This window comes from Glaciecola sp. 33A (assembly GCF_002836745.1).
Classification (GTDB): Bacteria; Pseudomonadota; Gammaproteobacteria; order Enterobacterales; family Alteromonadaceae; genus Glaciecola.
The window spans coordinates 16,841-28,508 of the sequence record NZ_PJAR01000001.1; the positions used below are offsets into that span (position 1 = coordinate 16,841).

The 11,668-nt window shown below is 39.7% G+C and carries 13 protein-coding genes; 3 read left to right on the forward strand and 10 right to left on the reverse strand.

All coding sequences use genetic code 11. The features are described from left to right. Nucleotides 1-28: 28 nt before the first annotated feature. Nucleotides 29-751 (reverse strand): 1-acylglycerol-3-phosphate O-acyltransferase, encoded by a 723-nt coding sequence (locus tag CXF81_RS00080; protein WP_101179038.1) that lies wholly within the window; start codon nucleotides 749-751, stop codon nucleotides 29-31. 142 nt (nucleotides 752-893) lie between these two features. On the opposite strand from CXF81_RS00080, the gene CXF81_RS00085 reads away from it, so the two are divergent. After that, a complete protein-coding gene (locus CXF81_RS00085) occupies nucleotides 894-2,006 on the forward strand; it encodes an HD domain-containing phosphohydrolase (protein WP_101179040.1) in 1,113 nt (370 codons plus the stop codon). 59 nt (nucleotides 2,007-2,065) lie between these two features. Here the strand turns inward: CXF81_RS00085 and CXF81_RS00090 are convergent, their stop codons facing one another. After that, nucleotides 2,066-3,010, reverse strand: a complete 945-nt coding sequence (locus tag CXF81_RS00090; RefSeq protein WP_101179060.1) for a D-2-hydroxyacid dehydrogenase — start codon at nucleotides 3,008-3,010, stop codon at nucleotides 2,066-2,068. 100 nt (nucleotides 3,011-3,110) lie between these two features. Between CXF81_RS00090 and CXF81_RS00095 the strand changes: the two genes are divergently transcribed. Next, nucleotides 3,111-3,548 (forward strand): SRPBCC domain-containing protein, encoded by a 438-nt coding sequence (locus tag CXF81_RS00095; RefSeq protein ID WP_101179042.1) that lies wholly within the window; start codon nucleotides 3,111-3,113, stop codon nucleotides 3,546-3,548. Here the strand turns inward: CXF81_RS00095 and CXF81_RS00100 are convergent. Then, the gene (locus tag CXF81_RS00100) at nucleotides 3,545-4,843 is read right to left on the reverse strand and encodes a peptidoglycan DD-metalloendopeptidase family protein (protein ID WP_101179044.1); all 1,299 of its coding nucleotides are present in this window, start codon (nucleotides 4,841-4,843) and stop codon (nucleotides 3,545-3,547) included. The two genes, CXF81_RS00095 and CXF81_RS00100, sit on opposite strands and share 4 nt — an antisense overlap. Nucleotides 4,844-5,048: 205 nt before the next feature. On the opposite strand from CXF81_RS00100, the gene tyrS reads away from it, so the two are divergent. Then, nucleotides 5,049-6,248, forward strand: a complete 1,200-nt coding sequence (tyrS, locus tag CXF81_RS00105) for a tyrosine--tRNA ligase (RefSeq protein ID WP_101179046.1) — start codon at nucleotides 5,049-5,051, stop codon at nucleotides 6,246-6,248. A 125-nt stretch (nucleotides 6,249-6,373) separates the two neighbouring features. Here the strand turns inward: tyrS and CXF81_RS00110 are convergent, their stop codons facing one another. The 7 genes from CXF81_RS00110 to CXF81_RS00140 all read right to left on the reverse strand — a co-directional run. Then, nucleotides 6,374-7,033, reverse strand: a complete 660-nt coding sequence (locus CXF81_RS00110; protein ID WP_101179048.1) for a hypothetical protein — start codon at nucleotides 7,031-7,033, stop codon at nucleotides 6,374-6,376. Between the two features lie 30 nt (nucleotides 7,034-7,063). Continuing rightward, complete coding sequence (locus CXF81_RS00115; RefSeq protein WP_232771711.1) at nucleotides 7,064-7,390, reverse strand: rhodanese-like domain-containing protein; 327 nt, start codon at nucleotides 7,388-7,390, stop codon at nucleotides 7,064-7,066. A 157-nt stretch (nucleotides 7,391-7,547) separates the two neighbouring features. Further along, entirely contained in the window at nucleotides 7,548-8,291 is a 744-nt protein-coding gene (locus tag CXF81_RS00120) for a helical backbone metal receptor (protein WP_101179062.1), read from the reverse strand. A gap of 177 nt (nucleotides 8,292-8,468) precedes the next feature. Further along, nucleotides 8,469-9,464: a cobalamin biosynthesis protein gene (locus tag CXF81_RS00125; protein ID WP_101179052.1), complete on the reverse strand. Its 996-nt coding sequence runs from the start codon at nucleotides 9,462-9,464 to the stop codon at nucleotides 8,469-8,471. A 3-nt stretch (nucleotides 9,465-9,467) separates the two neighbouring features. Further along, a complete protein-coding gene (locus tag CXF81_RS00130) occupies nucleotides 9,468-10,163 on the reverse strand; it encodes a 5'-methylthioadenosine/adenosylhomocysteine nucleosidase (protein ID WP_101179054.1) in 696 nt (231 codons plus the stop codon). Between the two features lie 95 nt (nucleotides 10,164-10,258). Then, nucleotides 10,259-10,858: a DUF2726 domain-containing protein gene (locus CXF81_RS00135; RefSeq protein ID WP_101179056.1), complete on the reverse strand. Its 600-nt coding sequence runs from the start codon at nucleotides 10,856-10,858 to the stop codon at nucleotides 10,259-10,261. Between the two features lie 294 nt (nucleotides 10,859-11,152). Further along, nucleotides 11,153-11,668: hypothetical protein (locus tag CXF81_RS00140; RefSeq protein ID WP_101179058.1), on the reverse strand; the 516-nt coding region annotated here is incomplete at its 5' end.

The window sequence follows — 11,668 nt, forward strand, 5'->3', positions numbered from 1 at the left end:
TCATCTTGTAAATCTAGGTCAATTGACCTTATGCGTTATCTAGTTTTTCAGCTTCTACGTTTAGCTGATCAATTTTTGTGGACATGATGGAATGAAAATAAATCGCCAATTCTCTAGCACTCATTCCTTCTGGTAATTCAATAGGGTCCATCACTTCGACAATGACAGTGCCATTATTCCAACGATTTAACTTAACTTTTTTATGCATTTCACTTGCGCATACCGGGACAATTAATTTTTGAGCCTCTAGCGCTAACCTGAATGCGCCTGTTTTAAATTTTAATAGTCCGCGTCCATAACTGCGGGTACCTTCAGGGAAAAACCAAATACTCAGTTTCTTTTTATTCATTTTATCTAGGGTTTCGTTCAGTGTATTTCTAGCGCTTCCTGTATTTTTGCGATCAATCATGATATTCGCAGACAGCCAGTAAATAACACCAAAAATGGGGATCCACTTTATACTCTTTTTACCTACAGTGACTACACCAGGCAATGCACCTTTACTGATGGTTAAAATGTCATAACTGTTTTGATGATTAGCAAGAAACACATAATTTTGCTCAGTATCGACCTTGCTTGACACCCGCAAATCTATTTTTAAACCAAGAATTCGAGTCATAGTTGAGTAGAATTGGCCAGCTAAATACACGTTATTTCTATGAAAAGGACGCGTTAGGTAAATTAAGAAGAGTACGGCATTAACCACGATAAAATAAACAAATAGCGCTATGATTCGAATAATAGCTAGCACAGACATTCCAAAAAGCTTCAATTGCACACAATTATACGGAGATTTTTATTTGAAGATACCTTATCAGTCGATTTAATGCATGAATTTTGCACTAGTGCCGATATACTACCATTGTGTATTTAATTTTAGTAAGAGAGCACTTATGCCCATCTTTAAGCATGAAGAATTAGAAGACGATATTCTTCACGACTTAATTGAAGAAATTAATGAATTATACGAAGCGAGTGAGCAAACACTAATAGAGTTAGAGCTCACACCTAAAGATAATGAGTTACAACGCGCTTTGTTTCGCTCAGTGCATACTATTAAAGGGGATTTAGGCTTAGTCGCATTCACACCAATGATCAATGTGTTGCAGCGCCTAGAAGACCTGCTTGATTTGCTTCGAAAAGGCGAAATTGATTACACGAGCAACATGAGTGACCTCGTGCTTTTGCTTATGGACAACGTAAAAGTGTTTGTTGAAAATTGCGTGAAATCTGGACAGGCAGAATATGACAACGAATTAAACGATGCAGTTATCGAGATTATATCTGAAATAGATTCGACCAATCAGCCGCGCCATGAAGGCTTGCTTGCCAGAGCAGTTAACCTCATTGAGCCATCTCGACAATTACGCCAAGACGATGCACCCTCGAAAAATATAGTTAACTTAGCGCGCAGCGGGATCCCAAAAAATTTAGTCCCAGAGCAGCAAGTCGATTTGCTTTTTTTTAGAGAATTGATGAAGCCAATTGAAAAGCGTGCAGGGTATGCCGAAGGGCGAGGTGATCGAATTGCCAAACTGGCTTTCTATATTAACGCATTGAATGACAAACCCATCGATCAAGCGCAGTTAGCCGTTGCCTGCTACGTGCACGACTTTGGTATCTCTTTCATGCCTGCAGAGGTGGTCAATAAAGAGACTGCGTTGACTCCTTTAGAACAAAATTTATTACGCTCTCATGTGTATAAAAGTGCGCGTTTGCTGGAAAATCTGAGTTTATGGGATGAAGCTAGAAAAATGGTTATGCAACACCATGAGCTTGTTGATGGCACTGGATACCCAATGGGGCTTAAAAATGAAGAAATCTGTGATGGCGCGAAGTTGCTCGCCATCCTAGACAAATATGATGGTTTGATAAACCCCAAAAAGCAGCAAAGAAAATCAAAGAAAGATGCGGTTATTACTATCAATAAAGAATGCAAAGGTAAATTCAGTGGTCATTGGTTACGCCTCTTCAATCTCGGAATGACGAGGCTTTTGAAGGACTAACGTCAGTTGAAAAAACGGGTCAATTGGTGCAAATTAAATAAACCGAGAAAGTAAGTTATTCAATAACCTTGTTCGATGTTTATGCATGAATCAAGAGGCAAGCCTTGTAGTTTTTTACGCAAATTGTTTTTGAATACGTTAAATACTAACTCATGTTGACTCGTTGCTGCCGTGTGATTGGTCATTAGTAAATTAGGCGTATCCCAAAAGGGATGTTCGGTGGATAGTGGTTCTGTTTTAAATACGTCGATAACAGCGCCTCGTATTCTGCGATTATTTAACGCATTGACCAAGTCGTTGTCATCATTTATGACATTACTTCGCCCAGCATTGATAAAAATGGCATGCGCTTTCATGTTTTCAAAAAATGTTACATCACAAATACCGGTTGTTTGGTTTGTATGTGGTAGTAAATTGACAATGACATCGACTTTACTTGCGAATTCATACAATTGAGCCAAATTAAAGTGTCGGTCAGCCTCGACCGGTTTGCTCATTGCATTTAAGCTGTAGACTCTCATACCAAATGCTTTAGCTGCGATGGCTACGTCTTTTCCAATACTTCCTAAACCCATGATCCCCATAGTTTGATTTTGCAGCGTTGGAATACGATATTGCTGCCATTGGCGCTGTTGTTGATTGCTGATTAATTCGGGAATGTGACGTTGAAAATATAATAAATAAGCGATCACGTATTCGCGCATTTGAGCGCCAAACACATTTTTTAAACCCGTCAGCTGATAGTCTCTTTTAGGCTTGTTTCCGAGAGCGTTAATGCCCGCCCAAGTTGATTGTAGCCAAGTAAGATTAACGCATTCATCAATGTATTCCGACATAATATTTGGATTTGCTAAGGCATATTCAATGTCGCTTAGAGGAGCACCGTTGGCATGCTCATTGGCCCAAATAAGTTCAACATCATCGAGTTCACCAGTTAACTGTAAATCATGCAGTGCGTTCTTATAGGCAGAATAGTCGCGGCTAATAATCGCTATCTTAGGCATACAAAATAATCCAAATTTGATGAAATCCACAGTGAAGAAAATGCTAATGATGCCGATAACTTTTATATCACAGCTAAGAATAATAAGCGAAGTAGATTCTATGTATGATTTTACCATTAACGGCACACTTAACGCAGGACTTGACGACGTCTATACTGCTTTTCATGATCCAAATGTGCTTGTACGTTGGTTTGCACCCGGCAACATGATGGTGTCTCAGTTTATGTCAAATTTTATTGAAGGGGGAAATTATCGATTGATACTGCAATCCCCTGACGGTTTTCAACAGACGATTGTAGGCACCTATGAAACCATTAACTTAAACCAAAGTTTGTGTTTCACTTGGCGCTGGGAAGACACAAACGACATCACTCAAGTGGGCATTGAATTTAACTGTGATAATCCTACGACCACATCAATTAAACTCTCTCAAAGTGGCTTTAAGCGTGAGGAAGACATGTTACATCAACAATATGGGTGGATAGCTTCACTTGAAAAGTTGAGCCTAGTCACACGTGCTCAAGCGATGGTTGCTTAGTTCATCGCCAACATAATGCGTTTATTGTTATTAAGTTGCTTCATGCGTTTTTGCGCAATTAAATTAAACTCTTTGGCATGTTCTTTATCTATTGGGTTTGCTTCGGGTAACGTCACTGTTCTGGGATTTCGGTGCACACCATTAACAAGAAATTCATAATGTAAGTGTGGACCAGAAGCTAAGCCAGTCGAGCCTAAATAACCAATGGTTTGTCCTTGCTTCACTGTTTCACCGTACTTCACTGCGCGTTTGGTAAAATGTAAATATTTGGTTGTATATTTTTCGCCATGCTGAATAAAAACATGATGACCGTTGTACTTATCGTAAGCCGACTTGATAACTTTTCCGTCACCTGCAGCCATCACTGGCGTACCTACTTTACCCGCGTAATCGACGCCACGATGCGCTTTCCATCTTTTTTGCACAGGGTGAAAGCGACGTTTTTTAAAGCTTGAGCTAATGTATTTGAAAGAAACGGGGGCACGTAAAAAACTTTTACGCATACTCCTGCCGTCTGGGGTGTAAAAGTTGCCGTCGTCGTATTTAACAGCCTGGAAAACTTCACCTTGGTTGTTAAATTCAGCCGCAACAATATCGCCGAAACCTATAAATTCACCATCGATATATTGTTTTTCAAAAACAACATTGAACGTATCGCCTTCACGTATTTCTTGTGCGAAATCGATATCCCAGCCAAAAATACCGGCTAGACGCATTATTTGATTATCGGTTAAGCCTGATTCAGTGCCTGCATTCCAAAAACTACTGCGGATTTCGCCTTGTGCAAAGCTCAACAAAGTTGCAACTTGTTTGATTGACACGTCGCTAACAAGCTTACCATCTGTACTTTTTTCGATGGCTAAGGTGTCGGTTTTAGAAAGCGGGTAACGCAATGATACAAATTGGTTAGCGTCGTCAACGTGTATATATACAATATCGCCGGGTTTTATTTTGATTAAATTTTTAGCTAGGTCGCCAGCACTGCTAACATCGTAAGTATCGCGGGCGGTTAACCCAATATGTGAAAATATTTTGGCTAACGTATCGCCACTTTCTACTTTATAGGTTAGCCAATTATCTATATCATCGTCTGTCGCCGGACTAGCAGAACCGGTGGTTAGCAGGGGAAGATGTAATTCATATTTAATACCAGGAAATAATTGTTTGACCTCAATATTCTTTGAGGCTTTGACTGAATCAAATGGGAATAAAATCAAAGACACCAAGACCAACGCGACACACGCAAGTGTCCATCGATGTGGTTTTGGCAGTTGTTTTATTGTATTCGTAATCATACGACCGTAAAATGCATAGTTGGTAAAACAATAGAGTATAATGATTTCGGGCTCGGATCCAGCGTAAAGGTTCAATTTAACCGTTGTTGTTATGTAAATGTAGTGCGTATTTTCCTTGCTGGTAAAATACTTCAACTAAAATCTAATAAATTGAGTGAGTTATAAAGTGAGTCACTTTATACTTTTTATACTACAGGAATAAGTAATGGCAGATTGGCAAACAGCATTCGCGGAAATAAAACGCGGATCAGACGAGATTTTAATTGAAGAAGAGCTTATAGAGAGGTTAAAAACGGGCAAGCCTTTAAAAATCAAAGCTGGCTTTGATCCGACTGCGCCTGACCTACATTTAGGGCATACGGTTTTAATAAATAAGCTTCGTACATTTCAGCAGTTAGGACATGAAATTACATTCCTTATTGGCGATTTCACTGGTTTGATTGGTGATCCGACTGGGAAAAATGCGACTCGAAAGCCACTTACCAAAGAACAAGTGCTTGAGAATGCTAAAACTTATCAAGAACAGGTCTTCAAAATACTTGATCCTGCAAAGACTAAGATCCGCTTTAATTCCGAGTGGTTTGATAAACTAGGGGCCGCGGGTATGATTAAGCTAGCTGCTAGTCAGACTGTCGCAAGAATGCTAGAACGTGATGATTTTAAAAAGCGCTATGCGAATGGTCAACCTATCGCCATTCATGAGTTTCTTTACCCTTTAGTACAAGGTTGGGATTCTGTTGCCCTGGAATCCGATGTAGAGTTGGGGGGGACAGACCAGCGCTTCAACCTGTTAATGGGCCGAGAATTGCAAAAGGACCAAGGTCAAAGGCCACAAAGTATATTAATGGTGCCATTGCTTGAGGGTTTGGATGGCGTACAGAAAATGTCTAAGTCATTAAACAACTATATTGGTATTACTGACTCACCGACAGAGATGTTCGGAAAAATAATGTCTATTTCTGATGAGCTCATGTGGCGTTATTATGATTTGCTCAGTTTTAAACCGATCGAAGAGATTGAGCAACTTAAAATAGATATGGCAAACGGGACAAACCCGCGCGATATTAAAATTGCTTTAGCGCAGGAGCTGATAGCGCGCTTTCACAGTAAAGCAGATGCAGAGGCGGCGCTGCAAGATTTTATTCAGCGTTTTCAGAAAAATGCCATACCGGATGAGATGCTTGAAATTGAAGTTACTATTGATGCACAAGGTATTGCCATTGGGAACTTGTTGAAACAGGCTGATCTGGTTGCATCAACATCAGATGCGATGCGCATGATCAAGCAAGGTGCTGTTAAAATTAATGGTGAAAAAGTAACCGATACGCGTTTTGTTGTGCAACGGAAGGGCGAAAATGTGTATCAGGTAGGTAAGCGGAAGTTTGCGAGGATCAGGTTAGTGTAAATAGAGTCTCGTTTAAAATATTTACGCATTGGATGCCAATTGAGTGTGTATCTGAGTAGATGTGATTAGCGTGAATAAAGCACTCAGCATGGATTGAGTGCGTTCAGATATTGTAATGCCTGTGCTCAATCGTTATTAAGCGCGCTTAGCAACAGTACAAAAAAGCATAGCACCAGGTTAAATAATGGTAATTGAAGTGCCGGTGGCATCATGTAGATTAAAGTGACGGCTGGTAACCAGACAATCCAGGTGCTGAAAATAGTTGCAGGTAATTTTTCCCTGAAAAAGCTGACTTGCAAGCTTGTTATTGTTTGTAGCGGATTGAAGTTGCTTTCTTTCCAGATATACAATGTGGTAATTAAAGGACTTGTAATAAAAACGGTAAATACAAATTGGTCCAGTAAGGTCTTTTTAACAATCGTAGCAACATCAATACCAGTTCCAAAAATCAACGCTTGCAGTTGATAAAAACTATCAATAAGCCAGCCCATAAATGCCCACAGTAGAATATTGAAAAGCAGATGCAAAACAAACGGTCTTACTATTCGCTTCTTCAAAAATAAAATAACAAAAGGAAGTAAGCCGCCAAATATCGCGGTTGAGATTATTGCAAAATAAGTATTGTATTTGAGTTTTAATGCTGCAATAAAACTAAACGTAGGTTGTGCAGGTGAATAATAGAAATAAAGTAGCACTACAAGGAGTGCAAATACCTGAAGAATGAGTCCAGGCAACCAATTTACTTTGATCGCTTGCTTTATTTTTGCTTTGACGCTGACTGCCATTATCGCGGAAGTCAAACACGATCACGCATTTTATTTACCTAATTGATTAGTCTGTCTTTGTTGAGCTTCCCAGCCTACCATATCGCCCTCAAGGTGCATCACATTAGTAAAACCGTTGTCTTCCAGCAAGGTAATTGCTTTAGCTGCTCTAGTGCCAGTCCGGCAATAGACAACCACCGGAGAATCTTTGAAATCGGAAAGACGAGATAAACGAGCTCCTATTTCATTAAGTGGAATATTGACCGATGTCGGAATATGACTGTTGGTATATTCCTCAACAGTCCTGACGTCTAATAGTAAACGCTCGGATTTTTCCATCGCCAACATCGTCTCGGGGCTAATATCTTTTGATGCCATTACTGCCGCCGATATAAAAAATAAGCACAGGCAAGTCATTAAGTTAAATAGGGTTTTAGTGCGATTTATTAGTGTAGGGTTTTTCATTGTATTACTTCCATTTAATTTTTACTGGGGCCACTCAATTTACTTCTATTTAACATTTTAGCTAATAATTCTAAAAATGCACTTTTTTGCATAAACGCGCTAACTCAGGTAAAACTCGTGGTGTAAACCTATGCAGGGCATCTGGGTTTACCATGACCACTTTGGGCTTAAAAACCTCCCGATGAGAAGCCCAAAAAGCACTCACTGAGGAAGTAGATTGATGGCTTGCCACAATAACGATCTCAGGCTGCTTTCTAATAATATCTGCAATAGAAAACTGCGCGTAAGCACTCGGCAGTGCTGCGTAGATATTTTTAATGTTACACAAGGAAAGCAGGGAATTTAGCCACTTGTCACTGCCCATGCCGCTCAACGGTTGTTGACTCATGTAATAAAGCGCATGCACATTGTTTTCTGCGTATTGTGATTTTATTTGTGCAAGTTGCGTTGTCATTGTTGCATGTAGTTGCTTACTTCTGGGTGCTGCATTGAGGATTTTCCCCAACGCAAGAATTTCCGCCATCAGCGCTTTAATATTTGTTGGTGATGACCTAAAAACAGAGTAACCCAACTGTTCTAGCCTAGCAATATCTTGGGCTTTGTTTCCACCCTCCCAAGCAAGAATAATACTCGGCTTTAATCTAATAATTGCAGCAATATCAGCGCCTTGGTAACTAGCTATCGAAGGTAATTTACTCGAACAATCTTTATCAACACATCCTTGAGAATAAGGATAATCACTGTAGTCACTTACACCAACCAATTGTTTTTCTCGACCAAGTGCAAACACAATTTCAGTGAGGTGAGGAGACAAACTTATAATACGTAGCTTGTTGTCTTGAGCATTGCTTGGTAGTGCGCTCAAAAATAAGAGTGAAAACAGCAGAATTGAAGTCGTTACGATAGCTTTACTTTTATCTATGGATGTTGATTTAGTAGCAGTATAAAACGAACTGCAATTACAAATGGCGATAAGTGTTGCCTCTTGTTGTTAGATACTCATAGAAAGAGTATTGATTATTAAGCAAGTTAGCAGTAAGAGCAATAGGTTAACCGTAAGTACCCGATTTACAATGGCTAGTGCGTTAGGCATAAACTGGGCTGTGGGTTCACCGTTGCCTATATACTTAACGCGACGCACTTTTGTCGTATCATAATACACTGCACCGCTGAGGTTGATGTCAAGTGCAAAATGGTTTGCGTGAAGTAAAATAGCCCCGTGTGGTTCACGCCAACGCGTTGTTAGTTTTTTTGCTGTAAAGTAAGGAAATAGCTTAAAACCGCGACTCAATAAGATGGATAACAAGGAATTAAGTCGAATAGGCAGCCATTGAAAAAGTATGACTAGCTTGGCCATTGGCTTTCCAAATTCGCGATAAGCTTGAATTTTAGGGTTCCAAACCAGGTGTAACTCGTAGCATAATCGATAGGTCAACACAGTAAATGGGCCAAGAACGATAAATAGAAAGAAGCAAACTAATGCTTGATAATGAAAGCGTAGTAACAATGTTTCAATTGCGGCTTTACTTATTCCAACGTCAGATAACGTTGATGTTTTTCGCAATACCATGGGAGCCAATAGGTCTTTCGCTAGTTTCTTCTTACCGGTTAATAACGCACGTCGAATGTGTTGAAAACGTTGAATATGAGATGAAAACTGTATACAAAAATATAAAATTATGGCGTCGAATATTGCAGGATAATAAACGAACTCTCTAAATATGACTAAAATAACAAGGCTGGGCGCGATTATCATGAATGCAGCAAGCGCACCAGATATCCAAAATTGTGTTTTCTTCGGATATGGTGCAGATGAGTTTACAACCGGACAAACTCGCTCCGCCATTCTTATACCTAATAAACGAACAAAAGCCAGAGGATCTGCTCGAGTGGGTAAGTACCAAAAACGCTCAAAAAGGACCACGGTACATAAAATAAACCAAGGTGAAATAGCAGGGCTTGTAATAAAACTGATGAGGGTGTCCATAGATTAAGCCAGTGCTTTTACCATTCCTATTACCAACTGTGCACTGTTTTGCGCTGCTTTTTCTAAATAGGCTTGGAATGAAACTGTCGATGTCTTCCCTGCTATGTCGGATAAACTGCGGATCACTAAAAATGGAATACCCATTAAATAAGCAGTTTGTGCAATGGCTGCACCTTCCATTTCAACGGCTATCATGGATGGAAATTTTTGTTGCGTTGCCAATGCAAGTTCATCACTACCAACAAAGCTGTCACCAGAGCAAACTAAGCCCCTTTTCACTTTAACACCTTCAATTTGTTTAGCTGATTTCTCAGCAGCTTCAATTAACTGCTCGTTACACACATAGTTCTCGGGCATGCCAGCGCATTGTCCGAGAACATAACCAAATACGGTTAAATCAACGTCATGATGAGTTACTGCATCGCTAATCACAATATCACCGATGTTGAGTTCTTTGTCAAAGCCGCCTGCCGAGCCGGTATTGACAACAAAGTCTGGGTCAAATTTGTCGATAATCATAGTGGTAGCAACAGCTGATGCCACTTTGCCTATACCGCACTTGACTAAAACAATCTCGTGACCATGCAATTGACCAGTAAAAAAAACTAAGTGGGAGTAAGCGACTTCTTGCAAGTGATTGAGAGACTCTTTTATGAGTTTCACTTCTTCATCCATCGCACCTAAGATTGCTATTTTCATGTGTTATCTCTTTGTTCAATAGGCCCGAAGTTTACTAAGCATGGACAGAAACGCAAGAAATCATACGATTTCTTACGTTAATTTATGGGAAATGCTTAAGCAGCGACCTGCCTTGAGGACCGAACCGGACGAGTAGGACGCTTGGTCGGAGTAAACAGGCTTGGAGCCTCATGAGCTACTGGGATAGGAAGTTTTCCCTGACGCCGCCTGAGGGGCATAATTTTGGCTTCAATACATGCTTTGATATCTTCAATTTTATAGCCATGACGCGCTTTTATACGTGCATGTGGAATACCCGCTGAATCTAAAGCACCGGTGACAAAAAAGTCTCTAGTTGTTTTGTGCCCTTCTTTACCTAGCGAGTGAACAAGATCCAATGCCAGAACAGGCGTCATGTCGGTTTTACTCACTAAAACAAAGTCGAGTTGTTTACTGCCAGCTCGCAGTAATGCACTTTTTGCCATTTTCTTATTGGTGTTTCTGCGCAATGCTAGTAAATCGGTTAGTTTAACACGACACATCACTCTAAATTCATCGCCTACGGCTTTTTCAATCATATCGAGAAATTGATGTTCAACGGGAGAAAAAAGTTGAGCTTTACTCATAAAGGGAAAGCTAACCTCCTCAACACTAAATTTTACCGCAACAATAGCAACAACTATTAATACCATAATAAGTACGATTGCGAATTCCATAACGACTCCTAATACATTAGTTAATTTCTTCAATTTTGTAATGAGGGAGAAACTCATCAAGACCAAATCAAGAATACAAAGGGAACCTTCCCATTGCATTCATTGTTTTTGCAATTGATGTGCCAATAGATATTTATAGTTGAAAATAAAAATGTAGAAAGGAAAAAGCGTTTTTTTTAGCGTAATAAAAATTAACTTAAGTACCTTGTAGACACAAAAAAATCAGTGTCCATGATTTCAGATACTGATTTAAATTACTTTATTATAGACGTAACATCTTGAATTATATTTATTTTATGACACAGGCGCCTTAACAAGAATATCAACTTGAGTACCGCCGCCGTCTTTAGAAATAATTAGCGTTGTATTGTTGTCTGCGCTTTTTAGCATGGTTCTTTGCTTAATTTTCTTTGGTTTAACGAAGTTGTTGGAAGATGCTAAATAATACTGAACGACCTCTTCAGGTGTTTGCGGGATAAATAAAATCATTGATGCCGGAAAGTCGGCGGCAAATATTTGGCACATTTTACCATTTGCCGGAATACTAACTTGATTAAAATTCTCTGGACAAGCTTCACTGCTCACAGATACGTTTACGTTAGCACCGACGTTGTCAGCAACCTTAAAGGTGTCAGTAGTAGTCGTCGGAGTATTTGTGTCAATACCTTGCGATTCTGCTGTGTAGGATGCTGATACCCTAGCTAAAAGTGTTTGGGCCTGGCCTCCTAAAATCTCAGTAGGAGTAACTTCGGTCTCTGCAATTTCTGTTTCTACAGTTTCGATCTCTGCAATTACCACCTCTGCAATTTC

What these genes read in the sequence shown, in the direction of transcription:
- CXF81_RS00085 (WP_101179040.1), top strand. Translation starts at nt 894, where the DNA reads ATGCCCATCTTTAAGCATGAAGAATTAGAAGACGATATTCTTCACGAC.
- CXF81_RS00090 (WP_101179060.1), bottom strand. Translation starts at nt 3,010, where the DNA reads ATGCCTAAGATAGCGATTATTAGCCGCGACTATTCTGCCTATAAGAAC.
- CXF81_RS00095 (WP_101179042.1), top strand. Translation starts at nt 3,111, where the DNA reads ATGTATGATTTTACCATTAACGGCACACTTAACGCAGGACTTGACGAC.
- CXF81_RS00100 (WP_101179044.1), bottom strand. Translation starts at nt 4,843, where the DNA reads ATGATTACGAATACAATAAAACAACTGCCAAAACCACATCGATGGACA.
- tyrS (WP_101179046.1), top strand. Translation starts at nt 5,049, where the DNA reads ATGGCAGATTGGCAAACAGCATTCGCGGAAATAAAACGCGGATCAGAC.
- CXF81_RS00110 (WP_101179048.1), bottom strand. Translation starts at nt 7,033, where the DNA reads ATGGCAGTCAGCGTCAAAGCAAAAATAAAGCAAGCGATCAAAGTAAAT.
- CXF81_RS00115 (WP_232771711.1), bottom strand. Translation starts at nt 7,390, where the DNA reads ATGGCATCAAAAGATATTAGCCCCGAGACGATGTTGGCGATGGAAAAA.
- CXF81_RS00125 (WP_101179052.1), bottom strand. Translation starts at nt 9,464, where the DNA reads ATGGACACCCTCATCAGTTTTATTACAAGCCCTGCTATTTCACCTTGG.
- CXF81_RS00130 (WP_101179054.1), bottom strand. Translation starts at nt 10,163, where the DNA reads ATGAAAATAGCAATCTTAGGTGCGATGGATGAAGAAGTGAAACTCATA.
- CXF81_RS00135 (WP_101179056.1), bottom strand. Translation starts at nt 10,858, where the DNA reads ATGGAATTCGCAATCGTACTTATTATGGTATTAATAGTTGTTGCTATT.